Origin of the sequence: Thalassotalea sp. PS06, from assembly GCF_007197775.1 — a bacterium.
Classification (GTDB): domain Bacteria; phylum Pseudomonadota; class Gammaproteobacteria; order Enterobacterales; family Alteromonadaceae; genus Thalassotalea_A.
Map to the genome: position 1 here is coordinate 422,628 of NZ_CP041638.1, position 19,820 is coordinate 442,447.

At 43.5% G+C, this 19,820-nt stretch carries 14 protein-coding genes; 12 read left to right on the forward strand and 2 right to left on the reverse strand.

Annotation, left to right across the window (positions count from 1 at the left end):
- The first annotated feature begins 19 nt into the window (after positions 1 to 19).
- The 9 genes from FNC98_RS01870 to FNC98_RS01910 are packed head-to-tail and all read left to right on the forward strand — an operon-like array spanning position 20 to position 7,537.
- Positions 20 to 514, forward strand: a complete 495-nt coding sequence (locus FNC98_RS01870) for a Na+/H+ antiporter subunit E (RefSeq protein WP_143579667.1) — start codon at positions 20 to 22, stop codon at positions 512 to 514.
- Positions 514 to 804 (forward strand): monovalent cation/H+ antiporter complex subunit F, encoded by a 291-nt coding sequence (locus FNC98_RS01875; protein WP_143579668.1) that lies wholly within the window; start codon positions 514 to 516, stop codon positions 802 to 804. Before FNC98_RS01870 ends, FNC98_RS01875 begins: the two co-directional genes overlap by 1 nt.
- On the forward strand, positions 801 to 1,151 hold the full coding sequence (gene mnhG / locus FNC98_RS01880; protein WP_143579669.1) for a monovalent cation/H(+) antiporter subunit G: 351 nt from the start codon (positions 801 to 803) through the stop codon (positions 1,149 to 1,151). Before FNC98_RS01875 ends, mnhG begins: the two co-directional genes overlap by 4 nt.
- Positions 1,151 to 2,128 carry a DUF4040 domain-containing protein gene (locus FNC98_RS01885; RefSeq protein WP_143579670.1) on the forward strand — a complete coding sequence of 326 codons (978 nt, stop codon included), beginning with the start codon at positions 1,151 to 1,153 and terminating at the stop codon, positions 2,126 to 2,128. The genes mnhG and FNC98_RS01885 overlap by 1 nt, the downstream gene beginning before the upstream one ends.
- Positions 2,125 to 2,481 (forward strand): cation:proton antiporter subunit C, encoded by a 357-nt coding sequence (locus tag FNC98_RS01890; RefSeq protein ID WP_138320338.1) that lies wholly within the window; start codon positions 2,125 to 2,127, stop codon positions 2,479 to 2,481. The genes FNC98_RS01885 and FNC98_RS01890 overlap by 4 nt, the downstream gene beginning before the upstream one ends.
- Positions 2,481 to 4,034, forward strand: a complete 1,554-nt coding sequence (locus FNC98_RS01895) for a monovalent cation/H+ antiporter subunit D family protein (protein ID WP_143579671.1) — start codon at positions 2,481 to 2,483, stop codon at positions 4,032 to 4,034. The genes FNC98_RS01890 and FNC98_RS01895 overlap by 1 nt, the downstream gene beginning before the upstream one ends.
- On the forward strand, positions 4,031 to 5,545 hold the full coding sequence (locus FNC98_RS01900) for a proton-conducting transporter membrane subunit (protein WP_143579672.1): 1,515 nt from the start codon (positions 4,031 to 4,033) through the stop codon (positions 5,543 to 5,545). Before FNC98_RS01895 ends, FNC98_RS01900 begins: the two co-directional genes overlap by 4 nt.
- The gene (locus FNC98_RS01905; RefSeq protein ID WP_143579673.1) at positions 5,545 to 5,799 is read left to right on the forward strand and encodes a hypothetical protein; all 255 of its coding nucleotides are present in this window, start codon (positions 5,545 to 5,547) and stop codon (positions 5,797 to 5,799) included. The genes FNC98_RS01900 and FNC98_RS01905 overlap by 1 nt, the downstream gene beginning before the upstream one ends.
- Positions 5,789 to 7,537, forward strand: a complete 1,749-nt coding sequence (locus FNC98_RS01910; RefSeq protein ID WP_143579674.1) for a Na(+)/H(+) antiporter subunit D — start codon at positions 5,789 to 5,791, stop codon at positions 7,535 to 7,537. The genes FNC98_RS01905 and FNC98_RS01910 overlap by 11 nt, the downstream gene beginning before the upstream one ends.
- A gap of 231 nt (positions 7,538 to 7,768) precedes the next feature.
- Here the strand turns inward: FNC98_RS01910 and FNC98_RS01915 are convergent, their stop codons facing one another.
- Positions 7,769 to 10,588, reverse strand: coding sequence for a TonB-dependent receptor (locus FNC98_RS01915; RefSeq protein WP_185968030.1), 2,820 nt, complete (start codon positions 10,586 to 10,588; stop codon positions 7,769 to 7,771).
- A gap of 74 nt (positions 10,589 to 10,662) precedes the next feature.
- On the reverse strand, positions 10,663 to 12,759 hold the full coding sequence (locus tag FNC98_RS01920; protein WP_143579676.1) for a SusF/SusE family outer membrane protein: 2,097 nt from the start codon (positions 12,757 to 12,759) through the stop codon (positions 10,663 to 10,665).
- A gap of 370 nt (positions 12,760 to 13,129) precedes the next feature.
- Between FNC98_RS01920 and FNC98_RS01925 the strand changes: the two genes are divergently transcribed.
- The 3 genes from FNC98_RS01925 to FNC98_RS01935 are packed head-to-tail and all read left to right on the forward strand — an operon-like array spanning position 13,130 to position 19,779.
- On the forward strand, positions 13,130 to 15,676 hold the full coding sequence (locus FNC98_RS01925; RefSeq protein WP_143579677.1) for a glycoside hydrolase: 2,547 nt from the start codon (positions 13,130 to 13,132) through the stop codon (positions 15,674 to 15,676).
- A 12-nt stretch (positions 15,677 to 15,688) separates the two neighbouring features.
- On the forward strand, positions 15,689 to 18,856 hold the full coding sequence (locus tag FNC98_RS01930) for a glycoside hydrolase family 2 TIM barrel-domain containing protein (protein ID WP_143579678.1): 3,168 nt from the start codon (positions 15,689 to 15,691) through the stop codon (positions 18,854 to 18,856).
- Positions 18,857 to 18,891: 35 nt separating this feature from the next.
- Complete coding sequence (locus FNC98_RS01935) at positions 18,892 to 19,779, forward strand: alpha/beta hydrolase (RefSeq protein WP_185968031.1); 888 nt, start codon at positions 18,892 to 18,894, stop codon at positions 19,777 to 19,779.
- Positions 19,780 to 19,820 lie beyond the last annotated feature (41 nt).

Here is a 19,820-nt window from a genome sequence, read left to right on the forward strand (position 1 = left end):
GGATTCTTTAAAGTTGACTATGGAAAGAAAAACAATAATTAACTTAGTGATCTGGACAGTTACCCTGGCGGTTTTCTGGCTACTGTTATCAGGATATTTGAAACCTCTGTTGCTTGGCTTTGGTCTGGCATCTGTGGCCGTGGTTGTATTTTTAATCTGGCGCATGGATAACACCGACAAGGAGCCCCAGAAACTTACCTTAAATCCTCGTTTTTACCGTTACCTCGTCTGGCTTATCGGCCAGGTTGTTGTGTCCAGTCTCGAAGTCGCTAAATTGGTTTGGGGAAGCGCTAAAAACCTGTCTCCTGCTACCGCGAAATTACCCATCACCGACATTCCCAAAAATTCACGCGTTCTATACGCCAACTCAATCACCATGACACCGGGCACACTTAGTGTTGATATCGATGATAAACACGTCACCGTGCACGCTCTTGATGAAGAATCCATTAAGTCACTGCAAGAAGGTGAAATGGCGAGCAGGATTACCAAAGCAACAGGAGAGAAAAACTGATGTTAGCGCTGGCTGCAACTTCGGTTGCCGTACTCTCAGTAATGGCACTGGCGTTAGCCAGGGCGTTGAAGGCCGATACCGTTTACGACCGAATTCTCGGCGTAAATATGGTGGGCACCAAAACGGCTTTGTTTATTGCCATCATGGGCTTTCTTAATGGGCGTCCCGATTTCCTCGATATAGCCATTGTTTATGCGCTAATTAACTTTATCGGCATGATAGCTGTGCTGCGTTTTTTCGAATACACGGCAACGGAAACCGATGAAGACATACAGGAGAAGTCTGAATGATATTGGAAACCATCAGTACAATCTTGTTGGTATTAGGCGCTTTTTTTAGTCTCACAGGCGCCATTGGCTTATTCAAATTTCCAGATTTTTTTACCCGGGTACACGCCGCGAGTGTCACCGACTCTATCGCAACCATCCTTATTATTAGCGGCTTAATTTTACGAACAGAGTTCGACCTTGTGGCCGTAAAATTATTGTTTATTTTGGTGTTTTTATTACTTACCAGCCCAACCGCATCCCATGCTCTGGCTAAATCTGCCCGCCATGGTGGTTTGTTGACGTTAGCTGAAAAACAAAAGAGCAAACAAGGTAGCCAACAGAAGAGTAAGCAAGAGGGTAACGACTAATGGTTGAGATTATTGATCTGGTCTTACTCGGTATGCTGGCGATAACCGCACTGCGGGTTATTTTCTTAAAAGACTTGTTTGCCGTGGTTATGCTATTTGGTTTGTATAGCTTTTTATCGGCACTGATTTTCGTCAACCTTGATGCCGTTGATGTGGCATTTACTGAGGCGGCCGTTGGTGCCGGAATATCGACGGTTCTGATGCTTGGCACATTGGCGTTAACCGGACGAAAAGAAAAAGAGAACACTCATACAGCCGTTTTACCTTTGTTGGTCGTTATCGTAACCGGTGCTGCTCTGATATACGGTACTTTGGATATGCCACCATTTGGTCATCCCGATAATCCTGCCCATGAACACGTAGCGCCTCGCTATATCGAAGAGTCTCCCAAGGAGATTGGATTACCGAATATGGTGACCTCGGTACTGGCTAGCTATCGTGCATTTGATACCTTAGGTGAAACCGCCGTTGTATTCGCAGCGGCAATTGGTGTGTTCAGTTTGTTGGGCTTGCCAAGCAAGGGCAATGTTGCCATCGATTCAGGATTGAAATCACATCTGGTACTTAGAGTCGTGGCAAAGTTAGTCATCCCGATGACAGTACTATTCGCTCTTTATGTGCAGTTCCATGGCGATTATGGACCCGGGGGTGGTTTTCAGGCCGGGGTAATTGCTGCCGCCGCCATTATTCTGTATGCCCTGGTGTTTGGACTGCCCATGGCTACTCAGGTTGTGCGACCAAATTTTCTTAAAGTACTGGCCTCATTAGGTGTGTTGATTTACGCCGGAACTGGTGTGGCGAGCTTCTTCCTGGGTGGTAATTTCCTCGATTATAACGTTCTGGCTAGTGATCCGGTTGTTGGCCAACATATCGGTATCATCGTTATTGAATTTGGTATCGGTGTGACGGTTTTCGCAGCCATGCTGGGTATTTTTTATGGATTCGCTGCGCAAGCGGAAAGGAAGAACATTCAATGAGTTTTATAGTTGATTATTACAACTACTGGATTGTTGTATTTTTGATGATGGCGGGGTTTTACATCGTTATCTCAGCCAACAATCTGGTGAAGAAAATTGTTGGACTGAATATTTTCCAAACGTCAGTTTTCATGATGTACATTTCAATTGGTAAAGTGCAGGGCGGCAGTGCGCCAATCGTTGCCGATGGTATCACCAGTTATTCCAACCCTTTACCTCATGTACTGATTCTTACCGCCATTGTGGTAGGTGTTGCGACTACGGCCGTTGGCCTGGCGTTAGTAGTTAGAATTAAACGTGCCTACGGTACCGTTGAAGAAAATGAATTTGAAGACAAGGACGCGCTAATCTGATGTTTGAACAGCACTTTCCTGTTTTACCTATTATATTGCCGTTAATTGCGGCACCTTTATGTATGCTGCTAGGCAGAAGCCAGCTAGCCTGGTTACTGGCAACTATCGTAAGCGGTATAAGTTTTTGTATGGCTGCTGCCTTGTTGGTGATGACACTGGATCAGGGCGTATTGAGTTATGCCTTAGGTGGCTGGGAGGCACCCTGGGGCATTGAAATGCGCCTTGATGTCGCCAACGCTTTGGTATTAAGCGTTGTCACCGGTATCTCTACCCTGGTTTTGGTGTATGCAAAAGCCAGTGTTGCTAAAGAAATTCCGGTAAACCAACATACCTTGTTCTATACCGCACATCTAATGTGTCTTGCCGGTTTGTCGGGGATCTTAACCACCGGCGATGCTTTCAACCTGTTTGTATTTTTAGAGATTTCTTCTCTTGCCACTTATACCCTGGTGAGCCTTGCGTCTGATCGACGCGCACTTACCGCCGCATTCCGCTATCTGGTAATGGGAACCATAGGTGCCACGTTCATACTCATCGGCGTTGGCATGATGTATATGAAAACCGGTACCTTGAACATGCTGGACTTGGCGGCGCTTATCGGCGAATACGATTATAACCGCACTCTAAATACCGGTTTGGCGTTCATCCTTATTGGTGTATGTATCAAGTTAGCTTTGTTCCCACTGCATATGTGGTTGCCACCAGCGTACACCCACGCGCCATCGGCAGTCAGTGCATTTTTGGCCAGTACCGCAACTAAGGTTGCGGTGTACGTGATGATCCGTTTCATCTTTACCATCTACGGTGCCGAATACGTATTTTATCGAATGGGCATGGACGTGATCCTGTTGGTACTGGCGATTGTCGCTATCTTCAATTGCTCATATGTCGCGACCGTCCAAAGCAACGTAAAAACCATGCTGGCATACAGTAGTGTGGCGCAAATTGGCTATATGATTCTCGGTATTAGTTTGGTCACCGCTGCAGGTTTAATGGCCGGCTTACTGCATATCTTTAATCACGCGCTAATGAAAGGGGCGCTGTTTATGGCCGTTGGCGCCGTGTTTTACAGAACCGGTTCTGTCGATATTAAAGCGTTTCGTGGCCTTGGCAAAACCATGCCATGGACCATGGCGGCATTTACCATTGCCGGTTTAAGTATTATCGGTGTTCCTCTTACCGCCGGTTTTGTCAGTAAATGGTATTTAGTGACCGCAGCACTTGAGCAGCAACATTGGGTGATTGCATTTTTAGTGCTTATCGGCTCATTGTTAGCGGTGGTTTATATCGGCCGAATTCTTGAAGCGGCCTATTTCAAAGAAGCGGTGGAACCTGTTTCAGAGAAAACCATAAAAGAAGCACCATTAATGATGCTAGTGCCGATGTGGATTTTGGTTCTGGCCAATATCTATTTTGGCATTGATACCTCGCTGAGTGTTACCGCTGCCGATGCGGCTGCGAACTGGTTGTTTGAGCCTGGCGCCCAGTCAGCGGCACAGGCGGTGTCTCAAACGTCAGCCCAAGCGGCTTCTGAAATGGGAGCGGCGCGATGAATATCTGGTCAGCTCTGGAGCCATCTTTACTGATAAACCTTACTATCATTGTGCCGCTGATTGGCGCCGCACTTGTTGTATTGACCGGCAAATATCCGAACCTTCGGGAAACCGTATCGATTGCAGTTGCCATTGTACTGTTCACCTTAGTGTTAAGCATTGCCGATAACACCTTTAAACAGGTCGCGATGGCGACAACCTGGGCAAGCTTATTATCCGGATTAGAAATCTCATTTTCCGTCGAACCCCTGGGTGTGCTGTTTGCGTTAGTCGCGAGCTTTTTATGGATTATCACTACCATTTACGCCATTGGCTATATGCGTGGTCATAATGAGCAAAACCAGACCCGCTTTTATTGCTGCTTTGCGCTGGCAATCAGTACGGTTATGGCGATTTGTTTTTCCGCCAACCTGTTAACCTTATTCATCTTTTACGAGCTACTGACGCTGTCGACTTATTCGCTGGTTACCCATGCAGGCACCGAAGATGCCAAACGCGGTGGTAGGGTTTACTTAGGCATTCTCCTTGGTACCTCTATCGCATTTTTACTGTTTGCCATTTTGGGTACCTGGGTTAGTGCTGGAACGTTAGAATTCACTCCAGGCGGGATTTTCACCGACGCACAATCTGATGGCTTAATTGCCATGCTACTGGTGCTGTTCTGTTACGGTATTGGTAAAGCGGCGTTGATGCCTTTTCACCGTTGGTTGCCTGCAGCAATGGTCGCACCCACGCCGGTAAGTGCGTTATTGCATGCGGTTGCTGTTGTAAAAGCCGGTGTGTTTACCATTCTCAAAGTGGTTATTTATATCTTTGGCATTGAAAATCTGAGTCAGATAATGACAACTGATTTGATGCTGTATATTGCCGCGGCGACGGTTCTGCTTTCTTCATGTGTTGCCATGACCAAAGACAACTTAAAAGCACGATTAGCCTATTCAACCGTTAGTCAGCTTAGCTACATTGTCGTTGGCGCCTTATTAGCGTCTTCGATTGCCGCCGCTGGTGCTACCTTGCACATCGTTACCCATGCGGTTGGTAAAATTACCTTATTCTTCTGTGCTGGCGCCATCATGGTTGCCGCCCATAAAAAGAATATTAGCGAGATGGTCGGTTTGGGCCGGAAAATGCCGTTAACTATGGTAGCGTTTGCCATTGGTTCTCTTAGCATCATCGGTTTGCCACCAATGGCGGGCACCTGGAGTAAATGGTATTTGGTTGCAGGTGCATTGGAAGCCGATAAATTGATTATTGTTGTGGTACTAACCATAAGTACGCTGCTGAACATCGCTTACCTTTTACCGATTCCGATAAAAGCGTTTTTAACCCCGAAAGACGATAATCAACAGCCATGGACCAGGGCTGAGACGATAAAAACACCGTTACCTAGCCTGATTGCTATCAGCATTACCTCAACCCTTTGTGTGGTGCTGTTTTTCTATCCGCAACCGATTATCGATTTGATTAATTTGATACCTGGCGTGTCTACCGATTTCAGAGGGCAGTCTTAATGAGTGACGAGCAAAACAAGCCGGGCTTCTTCGATAAGCCGAAGAATATCAGCAAGATACTTAAGGTGTTCTATACGATTTGTGTGCTGTTAGTGATCGCCGATTTCATCGTCCATCGCCACATTTATCATGACTGGGAAAACGTCCCGGCATTTTATGCAATCTATGGTTTTGTCGGTTGTGTGATCTTGGTATTGATTGCCAAAGTGATGCGCAAAGTGCTGATGCGTGGGGAAGATTATTATGATAAATAGCCTTTCCGAATTTCTGTCGCAGCTATTGCCACAGTTGCCGCCATTCCTGCCGCTATTAATCGGCTCATTAGCGGCGATTTTTCTTCGTGGTCACATCCGCAGTGTCATTATGTTATTGGCGCCAATTTGGGGTGCACTGCAACTTCTGGTATTAGATCCGGGCGTCTACTGGACGTTCCAACTACTGGGGTTTGAGCTAGAGCCTGTCAGAGTCGATAAGCTCAGCCTGATGTTTGGCTACCTGTTCCACTTAGCCGCATTTATCGCTGTGGTGTATGCCCTGCATCTAAAAGATACATTGCAGCATGTTGCCGGTTTAAGCTATGCGGCCAGCGCCGTTGGTGCGGTATTTGCCGGCGATTTAATTACCCTGTTTATTTTTTGGGAAATGCTGGCATTAACCTCAGTATTTTTGATCTGGGCTCGCCGTACCGATCGTGCCTATGGTGCCGGTATGCGCTATATCGTGATGAAAGTGCTGTCGGGGATTTTGCTATTAACCGGTGCGGTCATTATTATTACCCAAACCGGTAGCGTCAGATTTGCAGAAATCGGCCTTGAGCATGATGGCATAATAAGCCTGGGTGCCTGGTTAATATTTATTGCCTTTGGCATCAAGTGTGCCTTCCCATTCTTCCATAACTGGTTAACCGATGCCTATCCGGAATCAACACCGACCGGGGCGATATTCCTGGCATCATTTACCACTAAAGTTGCCGTATACTCATTGGCCCGAGGCTTTCCTGGCACCGAACTTCTGGTTTGGATTGGGGTTACCATGGCCTGTTTCCCAATCTTCTATGCGGTAATTGAAAATGATCTGCGCCGGGTATTGGCATACAGCATGATTAACCAGGTAGGCTTTATGGTCGTTGGTGTTGGTATTGGTACCGCACTTTCCCTAAACGGCGCCGTTGCCCACGCCTTTAACGATGTTATCTTTAAAGGCTTGCTAATGATGAGCATGGGTGCGGTGCTGCATATGACAGGGCGCATCAATGGCTCGGAGCTCGGTGGCCTTTATAAAAGCATGCCGAAAACCACCATACTCTGTATTGTCGGCGCAGCATCGATATCCGCCTTCCCACTATTCAGTGGCTTTGTGTCAAAATCGATGATCATGAGCGCCGCCGTCGCTGAAGGTTATGATTATGTCTGGTTGGCGTTATTATTTGCCGCTGCCGGTGTATTCCACCATGCCGGTATTAAAATTCCTTACTTTGCATTCTTTGCCCATGATTCAGGTATTCGCACAACTGAACCACCGAAGAACATGTTGGCGGCAATGGCGATTGCCGCAGCATTGTGTATCATCATAGGTACCTTCCCTGCACAAACTGTATATGCGTTATTGCCTTGGGAAGTGGATTACCAGCCTTATGATATCACTCACGTGCTGACGCAGCTGCAGTTACTGTTTTTCTCGGCGCTTGCCTTTGTGTGGTTGAATTTAAGAAATCTGTATCCGCCGGAATTGCCATCGACTAACCTCGATAGCGACTGGTTTTATCGTAAGCTAGCGCCTGGAATTGTGGTGCCTATTTACTATTCAATCACTCAGGCGATGGATAAGTTGGAAAGGTTGGCAACGATTGGTATTCGCCGATTAATCAGCACTTCTTATGATGACGATAAAAACCAACCGAAAGGTTACTTTGCCAAACTTTGGCCTATTGAAACCATGGTCTTTTGGGTAGCATTTCTGCTGGCAGGGATCCTGATCCTTTATTACCTTTAATCGACGATTAAACGGGAATTAAGGAAAGGTCGAATTGAATACTATGTCCCAAAGAATCTCTGCCCTGACTTTAAGCTGGTAAATCCTAGTGGAGTTTCTATAAATTTGCCATTGAATTGCGCACAAAAACAAAAGCCACTTTTAGCAAGTGGCTTTTTTACATTTTAAGGTTAAGGGCGGCAACGGTTAAACGTTAACTGAACCCCATAGAGAATCTGCGAGTGTAATTTATTAAAATTCAGCTCTTACTCCTAGTGAAAATCTACGGCCATAATACGCGTAATTCGTTAATCTATTAGCGCTGCCCTGATAACCTGCAGTGGCCTCTTCAGTTAAGTTTACTCCTTCTGCGAAGATTGAAATATTTTCAGTGATATCATAACTGGCACTAGCGTCCCATTGACCGTAAGCTGTATTCCAGTATGAATCAGTTTGGCTCGCGCCTGAGATTGTTTTGTCTCGCCAGTTATAAGAAGCTCGTAATTCTAAACCACCATACTCGTAGAATAAGATGAAGTTTCCTGTGTCAGAAAAACCATCTATCCCTACACTATAAAACTCGGTAGTTACATATGAATCGGCACTGTCAACAAAGGTGTAGTTGATTTGCGTACCTAAACCACTGAATGCGCCAGGTAGAAAATCAAAAATAAAGTTTGCAGCGACTTCAACTGAAGAAATGGTAATGTTCTCTAAATTATCGTCTTGGGAGGATATAAAGTTGTAACCATTAATTACTACCTTTTGAGTGGTATTAACGATAAAGTCGTCAATATCTTTCTTCATATATGTAATCCCTAAATATGAAGAATCATTGATATACCAGTTGGCAGCTAAATCTAAGCTAAGCGCAGTATAAGGTTTTAAATAGGGGTTACCACCAGATACGCCAAAATACATGATACCTTCGCCATCGGGATCGCTAGGTCTGGTATTGTAACCAGTATCTACTCCAATACGCCATAACTCAGGGCGCGTTATCGTTTCAGAAATAGATAAACGAATATCTGTATTATCAGTAGTTTCCAGTTTGAGGTTCATAGAAGGTAATACTTCGTCATAAGTACGAACTACTTCTCGAGGGGATGGATCAGTTGTTTCCATGATGCTTACGGTTGGATCATCAGGGTTGGGTGTAATGCTAATTATCTCTTCTCCCCAACCCGTTGAGGTTTGCTTTGTTTCAACGTAACGTACCCCCACATTACCAGACCACAGCATCGTACCTAGTTCACCTTCGAGATCTAATTGTACGTAGGCACCAATATTGCGCTCTTTAACTCCTGGACTATTAGCAAGTTCCACCGCTGGAGTGTAATCTAGATTAGGGATGGGATTGCCATTTTCATCCACTCTTTGATTATAGTATTCCCCATTTTTGATAAATTCGTCAGATTCATAATAAGCGCGTAATGCTTCGTTATCAGTTTGCAGCCAAGCCATAGGGAAGCTACCAGAAACGCCACTTAAAAAGTCACTAGGTTTAATTATTGAGCCAATATGATCGGGAATATCATCACCGAAACCCGTTGATGTGCCATTATTTACTTCGTCGGCGCTACGGATTCGAGTTCGTTGAAATTCTCTTTCGTTGCCAAATGCACCAGCCTTAACAGCAACTATTGGCCCTAGCTCTAGCGGTTTGAACCAGTCAACTTTTACGTCATTGATGGTATCCTCATTATCATCACCTTCAACAACCATAAAGTGATTTGCCAACAGAGAATTATCCGTTAAATAAGAAGGACTCGATACATACTCGCCCGTAGGTATGCCATTCTCATCATAGGCAGGAAAAGTAATTGATGGAATCGTATCGCCCGGCCTAATTTCGAAAATACTTGAACTCTCAGTGGTGTTTCTAAAACCACTTACGGCAAAGCTTTGGGTTCCACCTGCTGTGTTTTGCGATTTAGCATGGGATATATCAAAGGATAATAAAGCGCCATCGTCAAAGTACTTTTCAACGTTAAAGCCAAGCATATAAGTTTCAGTAGGTCTGTGACCGGTAGAATGAACCATTTCGGATGGTGCTGCATGACCGGCCCAATAAACCATGGTTCCTTCTTCGTCTATTTTGACGCTACCAGGACCAGCGTGGTTAGTGTTAATCCCGCCCCAATAATGAGTAAAGGAGTTGTAATTGGAATATGTATCGTATTGTGAGTATAAACCGTCAACGGTAAAGGTAATGTCGTCGTTCGGGGCAAACTGAACAACTACCATGCCAGAGTTTCTATCTCTATCGACTTCCTCTACGCCATAATCAACATATGAAGGCGTTAATGCTACTAGTTCTCTGGCCCCATTAGAATCTAAGTCAAATCTTACCTCGCCCCAACCTCCGGTGCCCATATAATCTGCGCGTGCTGTGCGTTGATGTGATGCGAATGAAGCAGAAACACCGAAAGTGCCAGAATCATTTTTATAACTGGTAACCGCTGAGTATTGAGGATCAGTTTCGCCCGACAACTCATCATGCATCGCTTTAACTGATGCTGCGCCTGTTATTCCTTGTTCCAAATTGAGTGGTTTTAAACTTCTTACGTTTATGACACCACCAATACCGCCATCGTATAGCTCTGCTTTTGACGTTTTGAATACATCTACGCCTGATACCATTTCAGAAGCTAAAATGTCATAACTAAATGAACGTGTGCCATCAGGGTTAGGCAAAACCCGGTTATTGAACGTAGTAACACTAAATTCAGGGCCTAAGCCCCTAACACTGACTTTACTACCTTCACCACCGTTTCTATCTATGGATATACCAGTAACCCGTTGTAAAGATTCTGCAATATTAGTATCGGGAAATTTTCCTAAATCTTCAGCTTCGATAGTATCGATAATACTATCAGCCGCTTTTTTAGATAAAATGGATTTTTTCACGCTATCTGTATAGCCGTTAACCTCGATAACTTCTATATCATTGAGGTTTTCATCTGACGAATCAAGTTGCTCTTGGGCTAGAGCGTTACTGATACAAATAGATAGAAAGCTTAAACAAAATAAGCGTTTAGAATTTTTTTTTATTGTTTTTGAGTAATTCATAAGTTTGCTCCTGCATGCCACCGACATATAGTCGGTGGCCACATTTTTATTCTTGTTGGGTAATTATTCGGGCTCTAATTACAGGTGCCGGTGTCATTTGGCAAAACGCTGGCTCGTCCTAATAGGTAATCGAACGAGACATCATAAAATCCAGCTTGGCCGTTAATCTTTAGGTCTGACGTACCATCACCACTTGCAGTTTTAGCCCAAACAATAGGAGCTGTTTGTTCTCCACCTTTAACAAAGCCCACGTCTAAACCATCCCAGGATGTTTGACCCAAAAATTTCATATCAACAGCGTCACTAAACTCTAAGCAATCGAGACCAAAGACATAGTCACCTTCGCCCTGGAAGTTGATGTTCATAGGTATGGCTGCGTCTGGATTCCAGTCTAGATCTGGGTAATCGACATAGCCTTTACCAACGATGAACATTTCACTATGAGTGGTTTCTGCGGATAAGTCGTATAACTCGTAGGTCAATGTTGAAGGCTCAAACCATACGGTATAATAACCCGGAGCTGGGGCTGGAATGCCATCGCTGTCACCAGAGTTTTCCATTGTGGTTGTGTCAACAGTGATATCAGCTAAACCATAATTGTCGCCATTCCAGCTTTGTTCGCTAACAAATTTATAGTCTCCGTAAGGTTTAAGCGCATCACCTGAATCTTCATTGGTAAAGCGGATGTCAATATAATACCAGCCCGGCCATTCATTCGATGGTGTTAACTCTACCGCCTGAGAAATGTCCCAGTCCCCTGGAGTTCCTGCGCCAACCATATAGATTGAGGTTGATTCTTTTATTAGGGTTGCTCTTCCTACTGCATAGTCAAAGATTAGTGTGTAAGTACCTGCTGCACCGTTATAGGTGATATATTGCCAGTCTTCCTGTACTGTCTCATGCCAATAAAATTCAGACGCACTAGCATTTAATAGATCAATTCCGCTAAAGCCAAACTGAACGGCAGTGTCAGCATCGGTAGAATTGACAAATTGCAGTTCAATAGCATCTGAAAAATCTAAACCTTGAATTCCAAATACATGTTCGCCCATATCGTTAAAGTTTTTGGTCAAAGGTATGGCGTCGGCAATGTCAAAATATGAAGTGCTTTCATCCCACCAGTCGTGATCAGGGTACTGAGGGAAGCCTTTACCCCAAATGTACATAGTCTCTTGTGGAGTCACTGCCGATAGGTCAGTTTCAGTAACAGAGTACTCAAGCGACTCTAAGTTAAAGCGAATAGTGTAATAACCTGCAGCATCAACAGACATAGAACCGCCACTGCCTGAGTAGATGATATTGCCGTTATCGTCAGTCCCGTAGTATTCATCCCAGTTTGCTGTTTGATCAACAAAGTTAAAGGTGCCTGCATCTTGGAAGTGAACGGTCATTTCATACCAGCTATCAGCTTCCGGCTTCATTTCAGGCGCTTGGCTTAACTCCCAATCATTTATTTGAAATTCACCAGAAATCCAAATTTTTTGTACAGGAGCAGCGACTTCTTCATCAGTGTCGCCCCAGATTTCAATCCAGGAAATTTGCGGATCGGCACTGCCATCGGTGTTACTTGCTGTACGTTGTACTGAAAGCTCTAAAACACCATCAGTGACCTCAATATCATCAAAGCGTTCATATGCGGCATCTGCAGGAATAAAAAAGCCTTCGCTAACAACATTTCCATCAAGTACGATATCAACGTGGCGAGTACCTTCAGCATCCCAAGGATCATCAAAACCAATGACTACGGTATAACTGCCTTGATCTAACTCAAAGGCATATTCAACACCAAGGCCAGGAGTGTCGCGTTCATCACCTCGAATACTTCCCCATTTATCAGCATCAGCATAATATTGTGAGGCTTCTGCGGTATATCCCCATGAGTACCCGGTGGTTATATCTGGACTGAAAGCTTGATCTTCGTTGCTACTGCGCGTTCCAAATGTTTCTAGAACTTCCAGTTTTCCGGGAGTTCCGTCACCAGCGTCTACATAGTAAATTACTTTGAATCCATCAGGTGCGCGTGGCGGCTCTTCATATACGTTTGACGCATTCTCTGATGTCAAAGAAGACGGGTCATAGTCTATAGATACGTCTTCAGCGCCTTCTCCGCAGGCTGTCAACGCGAGAATGGATAGGATAATCCATGGATATTTTATAATCGTTTTTTTCATGTTGTTATCTCAAATTATTAAATCACCCCGATTTTGTATGCCTACTAAAACTGCTTTATGGCTTATCCGATGTCAATCAAGGACAAAGGTCCTTAAATTCAAAAAAGGTGATGTGTAACTGGTGCTTAATATTGTTATGAAAAACGCAAGGCTAAGTATGTCGGGAGCTACAGAGGAACTTAGGGGGCAGGTGTTAGAGCCGAAATCGTAGATAAATTTAATTGGTGATATTTTCTCATCGATTGTTGAGTTTTTTTTGATATTCAAGGGGAAAATTTCTTTAGTAACATAAGACGTTAAATGATAGTTACAGATTATCAGTTAAGTGTTTTTTAACGATTACAGCTTGGCTAATTCGAGGGATAGCAACATGAAACATTTAAATATAACTAAACAAAAAAGGCTAATAGTGCTGTTTGGATGTTTGGGTATGCATTTCCTATCTAATGCCGAAACGAAGTTAACCATTGAATACGACAAGGAATTCCAAACGATAGATAATTTTGGAGCATCAGATGCGTGGATTATCAATCCTCTGATTAGCAAATGGCAAAGACAAGGTAAAGAAAAGGATATCGAAAAATTAGCAAACCTATTATTTTCTGAGGAGTCAGGAATAGGATTGTCTGGGTGGCGTTTTAATATAGGGGCGGGAAGTAGCGAACAGGGAGCTAATAGCCTGATAGGTTTAGATAACCTAAATAAAGATTATCGTAGGGCCGAATTATTGCAGCCTGATTCCGGTGCAGATATTGAACCTGAAAAACAATCCGGCCAGATACGATTTTTACAGGAAGCCTACCATCGTGGTGTTTCAGACTTCGTCGCATTCTCTAATAGTCCTCCTGTGTGGGCAACAAAAAATGGCTTAGCTCATCCCAATGACGGAAGTGGTATAGGTTCAACCAATTTAGATCCCGATAAAGTGACGCAATATGCTGAATTTTTAGTCGATGTGCTTGAGTACTTGCGAGGCGATATTGTTGGCGTACCTGTAAATTATATTAGCCCTGTAAATGAACCTAGTTGGGAGTGGCAGGGCAAATCACAAGAAGGCAATCGATACAACAACGAGGATTTAATTAGAGTATACAGTGAGCTTTATAATGCTTTGCAACGAGCAGGTTTAAACCACCAAGTAGAGATCGATGCCGGTGAAGTTGCTGAATATACCGCAGCCCTTAGTGATAGTCGCTATCGTGATTTTAGTAACAGCCATAGTAACTATGGCGGTGGCATGAATAGCAAAGGGCTTGGTCTTTATCGTAATTATATTGATAAATTGCTAGGCGATGAAGGGTTGCGTGAAAAGCTAGGTAATAAGATCTCACTTCACGGTTATTTCTCCGATATATGGGCTGATCGTATGGGTGAGTTAAGAGATCTCGTTAATGAAAATGTAACAGCTGTATCCCCAGATGCGAAAATATGGATGAGTGAATTTTCCATTCTAGGTGGTACTGGTGATGCGCGTAATTTTGACGGCAATGGATGGGATGTCAACGATATCGACTATGCATTGCACGTGTCTAAAGTACTTCACAGAGATTTAACACGTTTAAATGCGAGTGCATGGCACTGGTGGCTCGGGGTAACTGCTTATAACTACAAAGATGGTTTAATTAAAGTTAATAGCGAACTCGATGCGGAATCTTTGCAAACATCTAAAGTGCTGTGGACTCTGGGGCATTACAGCCGATTCATTCGCCCGGGCTACGTCCGTATAGGTCTAGACCGAGTCGATAACCTGAATGGTTTGATGGCGTCAGCCTATAAAAGTGATAGTGATGAAAGAATTGTAGTTGTTCTGGCAAATGCAAGTGGCGCTGCGCAAGATATTTCTTTTGAAATGTTGGGTTTGCCACAAGATAAAGTGGTTAGCTCATTCGTACCGTATCTCACCAATAACGCCGAAGACTTGAGTATGCTGGCCAGTGAGCAACTATTGGATGGGTATACTGTTCCTGCCAAATCAATTGTGACCTTAGTGGCGGATTTAACCGATGTTTCTTCATCACCTCATCCAAGTTTTATCCAAAATCGCGTGAAGGTGGCAGAAGGAGGCGTTGTCAGTTTTTCTAGCACGACAACTAACGCGCCGGATAGTTTATTGTGGTCATTTCCGGGAGGTTCTCCTGAAGCGAGCAACTTGACGTCTCCGGAAATCACCTATGCGAGAGCAGGAAGTTATGACGTTGAACTAACTGCTACCAACAACTTTGGCTCAGACACCTATATTCAAACGCAGGCGGTTACCGTTTTAGCTGAACAAGAATGTGAATCTGACGGATACCTCAATCTTGAGACGTGGATGAATATTGTCGAGACAGGTGATTACAGCCAAGACTCGTCGCCTTCAAGCATCCCATTCAGCGAACCAGCGACAGAAACAACGATTAGTGTTTTTGAAATAGAAGCTGATACGGGGGATAACTATGGTACACGAATTCGAGGCTATGTATGTGCTCCCGCAAGTGGTGAGTACAAGTTCTGGATTGCATCGGACAACCAAGGTGAATTGTGGTTAAGTACGGATGAAGATCCGGCAAATAAGCAAAAAATTGCTTACAGCAGCGATTGGAACAACTTTCGAGAGTGGGATAAGTACGAATCTCAGCAATCGGAAGCTATTTATTTAATCGCTGGTCAAAAATATTATGTTGAAACCTTGCACAAAGAGCATAACGGCGGGGATAACCTCTCAGTAGGCTGGCAACTACCTGATGGTGCATTAGAGAGACCTATTACAGCAGCCCATTTAACACGTTTCACTATTGACGATAACTCGAATACGAATCCTGACCCAGAGCCCACGCCCGAAACTAATAAATCTGATGACTCAGGTGCGTCCTGGTCACTTTTATACCTATTAGCATGTGCAAGGCTGTTTATCCCAAAAAAGAGAAATAACAATTAGAGACATTAGTAAATGAAATTATTTAATTTAAATTGCTTGTTGTTTGTATTGGCAGTGACATCGTTTACTAGTGTTGCTGTCGAAGAGTGGCGCAATCCAGAAATATTTAGAATTAACAAAGAGCCTGCTCGGAGTTTTTTTTATTCCTTAAACAATGAACAGGCGCTGGCTTCTGAATTGCCATGGCAACAAAGTAATCACTTATTACTAAATGGTGATTGGAAATTTAACTGGGTAGATCATCCAAGCAAACGTCCACAAAAGTTTTTTCAAACAGATTATGATGACAGCAACTGGGGAATGTTCCCTGTTCCAGCAAATTGGGAATTAAATGGCTACGGCATACCGTTTTATCACAGTCATGCCTGCTTTGATGATGACTTAGTGTTACCTGAAAAGGGCGTAGACTACAATCCGGTTGGCTCGTACCGAAAAGCATTTGATGTGCCGGAAAGCTGGAACGGCCAACAAGTATTTATTCACTTTGGCGCAGTTAAATCAGCGTTCTATATCTGGGTCAATGGCAAAAAAGTAGGATATTCACAAGATTCAAAGACTGAGGCAGCCTTTGATATAACTAAGTACATCCAGCCTGGTGAAAACTTGTTAGCTCTGGAAGTTTATCGTTATTCCGATGGTTCTTATTTTGAGTGTCAGGATATGTGGCGAGTTAGTGGTATAGAACGCGATGTATATGTTTACAGTACGCCTAAAACAGCAATTCGTGATTTTCACGCTTATACAACTTTGGACGATTCATATCAAAATGGCATTTTAAAATTCGACGCTGATATTGATAACCGTGGAAAACAAAACTCTCAAGTTCAATCCTTAAAAGTTGAACTATTAGATGATAACCAACGAGTAATTTACACTAAAGCACTTAAAGTCAAATCTCTTAAATATCAGGAAAAAACTCGTGTTAGTTTTACCGCGAAAATTGACTCTCCTAACTTATGGAGTGCTGAGCAGCCTGATTTATATGATATTCGTTTAACCTTATTGAATGCGAAAGGGCAAGGCACTCAGTATATTCGCCGTCATATCGGATTCCGCTCAACTGAATATAAAAACGGTAACTTCTTAGTAAATGGAAAGCCGGTACTATTTAAAGGGGTTAACCGTCACGAGCATGATCCTAAAACTGGCCATGTCGTCTCACGTGAATCTATGGAACACGATGTTAGGTTAATGAAAGAGTTTAACATCAATGCCGTGCGTATGGCGCATTATCCACAAAATCAGTACATCTATGATTTGGCGGATAAATACGGCTTATATGTAATGGATGAAGCCAATACTGAATCTCATGGTCTAGGAGCATCGAATCAAGGAAGTTCGTATGATCCTGATAAACATATTGTCAACAAGCCCGAGTGGAAAGCAGCATACATTGACCGTGTTTCCAATATGTACGAACGCAGTAAAAACAATCCATCTGTCATTATTCGTTCACTGGGTAATGAATCGGGCGATGGCCCCAACTTAGAAGCAACTTATGATTGGCTTAAGGCTCAAGAAAATTCGCCTGTAATGTCTGAACAAGCGCAGCTACGACGGCATACCGATGCTTACGGACAAATGTATGCACCATTGCCTGATATTATTCGTTATGCAGAAACCGCGCATGATGATCGTCCGGTTATTTTAATTGAATATGAACATGCGATGGGTAACTCGCTGGGGAATTTCCAGGAATACTGGGACGCCTTTGAAAAGTACGACAGCTTGCAAGGAGGCTTCGTGTGGGATTGGGTTGATCAAACTATCGAGCAAACGACAGATGACGGCATAGTTTTCCAAGCTTACGGCGGTGATTTAGAACCAGCAGGAACACCTAACAGTGATAGTTTTTGTGCCAACGGCTTAGTATTTGCCGATCGCTCTCCTTACCCTTATTTGTGGGAAGTAAAACAAGTACAACAAAATATTAGTGTTGAAGCTGTCGACTTAAACCAAGGCAAAATAAAGGTTATTAATAAACACTATTTTAAAGACTTAACTGATTATCAATTATCTTGGCGCTTGTTAGAAAACGGCAAGCAAGTTGAACAAGGTAAGATAGGTAGCTTATCTGCCAAAGCGGGTGAGATTGAACTGCACAGCTTAGCGATTAAAACTTCGCGTAAAGCAGGGCATGAATATTTCTTAAACCTTGATGTTAGCTTAAAAACACAAGACGGCTTATTAGCCAAAGGCCATATTGTTGCTCAAGAGCAGTTAGCGTTTGACGCGGTGAATGTAGCTGTAACTAAAGCTAACCAACAACTATTAAAGATAAACCGCCAAATTAAGCAAACGCAATTTAGTGGTGAAGGCTTTTCGATAAGCATCAACAATACATCTGGATTAATTTCATCGATTAATTATCAAGGCACTGAGTTCCTAAAAGCACAAGCACGCCCTGAGTTCTGGCGAGCGCCGGTTTATAACGACCTAGAAATTGCAAGTTATGAAAGTAGCTTCGCCGTTTGGCAGCAACTAGGCCGTAATAGCAAATTAACCAGTATGGTGGTTAAACAGGTGTCTGACTCTTATGCCAAGGTTGATGTTGAGCTGGCGCTTGAAGCGGTAGAGAGCCGTTATTTACTGACCTACCATATTTATGGCAATGGTGAGGTCCAGGTAGATAATTGGTTTTATGCTGCGCCGCATAAAAAATACAGCGAGCTACCGCGTATTGGCAATATGTTCCAGATAGCGCCAGAGTTTGAACAAATCAGTTACTATGGTCGTGGGCCACATGAAAATTATGATGATAGAAAATCATCTGCATTTGTTGGTTTATATGAGACTAATGTCGAGGATATGTATGTACCGTATGTACGTCCGTCAGAAAACGGTTATCGAACTGATGTCCGGCATGTCTCTTTTATCAATAAACACGGTAAGGGCATTACTTTTGCTGGTGTCGATAAAGAGGGAAGTAAGCGAAAAGGTGTAATAGGTTTTGGTGCCGAATTCTACGCCACTGACGATTACGATGCATCAAAAGACGATCACGTAAGACGTAATCTGCACCCGCATGAGCTGGAAAAACAAGACAGAATTTTCGTTAATATCGATTATCGTCAGCGTGGTGTTGGTGGCACAGATTCTTGGGGTTCTGCGCCACTACCTAACTATATTTTACCTTGGTTAGATTATCGCTTTTCATTTGCATTTAAGCCTTTTAAGTAATGGCCGTGTTGAAGTGGGATCTAATAAGAAAACTATTGAATGGGTTAGTTTTAAGTACGCTATTGACGAGCTACGCCCATTCAACACCGAAGGTAGAAAAGTGGCTTTTATGGCAAAGCCAAACGCCACCGTATTATAAAAGTAATGATCTGGTAGAGCATGAAAAACAGTTGTGGGGCACGACTGTAGTAACGGACGTGACCGAAGCTGAAATGACCGTATTTCCTGCACAAGGAAATAATACAGGGGTTGCTGTTGTCATACTTCCCGGTGGTGGATACGAAGTGGAAGCCATTTATCACGAAGGGTTCGATGTTGCTAAGGAGTTGGCTCATAAAGGAATTACTGCTGCAGTATTGAAATATCGTTTGCCTAACCCAAAGTCATCAAACTCGCCTGAGCTAGTACCCGTTACCGATGTTCGCAAGGCGTTAAGCTTACTGCGAGAGCAGGCTCCTCGATTCGAAATTAATCCAGGTAAAGTCGGCGTCTTGGGTTTTTCTGCGGGCAGTCATTTGGCAACTGTTGCTAGCGTACATTTGTCCGAAAACAGCCAAGAAAACCCCAACTTTTCAATGCTGATTTACGGGGTAACTAAGTTAAACAAAGAAAACCAACAATGGTTACAAGATACGCTTTATCACAGGCCTCTTACTGCACAGGAAGTTAGCTATAACACCTTATTGAATCATGTGGATGTTAATACTCCTCCCGCGTTTTTAGTACATGCGATGGATGATGACACTTGCCATTACACTGAATCAACCTTATATGCCGAAGCATTACAAAAGAACCGTGTGCCTGCAGAGTTGCATTTATTTGCGACAGGAAGTCATGGCTTTGGCGCTGGACATGAAGAGCATGGTACCGATCAATGGCTTACATTGGCTGTCAACTGGTTGACCAGGTTAACTATTCATTAGCGTGATGTTGATAGCGCATAGCTGTAACGTAGATTTTATCT

What these genes read in the sequence shown, in the direction of transcription:
- FNC98_RS01925 (WP_143579677.1), top strand. Translation starts at nt 13,130, where the DNA reads ATGAAACATTTAAATATAACTAAACAAAAAAGGCTAATAGTGCTGTTT.
- FNC98_RS01890 (WP_138320338.1), top strand. Translation starts at nt 2,125, where the DNA reads ATGAGTTTTATAGTTGATTATTACAACTACTGGATTGTTGTATTTTTG.
- FNC98_RS01900 (WP_143579672.1), top strand. Translation starts at nt 4,031, where the DNA reads ATGAATATCTGGTCAGCTCTGGAGCCATCTTTACTGATAAACCTTACT.
- FNC98_RS01870 (WP_143579667.1), top strand. Translation starts at nt 20, where the DNA reads ATGGAAAGAAAAACAATAATTAACTTAGTGATCTGGACAGTTACCCTG.
- mnhG (WP_143579669.1), top strand. Translation starts at nt 801, where the DNA reads ATGATATTGGAAACCATCAGTACAATCTTGTTGGTATTAGGCGCTTTT.
- FNC98_RS01885 (WP_143579670.1), top strand. Translation starts at nt 1,151, where the DNA reads ATGGTTGAGATTATTGATCTGGTCTTACTCGGTATGCTGGCGATAACC.
- FNC98_RS01930 (WP_143579678.1), top strand. Translation starts at nt 15,689, where the DNA reads ATGAAATTATTTAATTTAAATTGCTTGTTGTTTGTATTGGCAGTGACA.
- FNC98_RS01920 (WP_143579676.1), bottom strand. Translation starts at nt 12,759, where the DNA reads ATGAAAAAAACGATTATAAAATATCCATGGATTATCCTATCCATTCTC.
- FNC98_RS01905 (WP_143579673.1), top strand. Translation starts at nt 5,545, where the DNA reads ATGAGTGACGAGCAAAACAAGCCGGGCTTCTTCGATAAGCCGAAGAAT.
- FNC98_RS01875 (WP_143579668.1), top strand. Translation starts at nt 514, where the DNA reads ATGTTAGCGCTGGCTGCAACTTCGGTTGCCGTACTCTCAGTAATGGCA.
- FNC98_RS01895 (WP_143579671.1), top strand. Translation starts at nt 2,481, where the DNA reads ATGTTTGAACAGCACTTTCCTGTTTTACCTATTATATTGCCGTTAATT.
- FNC98_RS01910 (WP_143579674.1), top strand. Translation starts at nt 5,789, where the DNA reads ATGATAAATAGCCTTTCCGAATTTCTGTCGCAGCTATTGCCACAGTTG.
- FNC98_RS01915 (WP_185968030.1), bottom strand. Translation starts at nt 10,588, where the DNA reads ATGAATTACTCAAAAACAATAAAAAAAAATTCTAAACGCTTATTTTGT.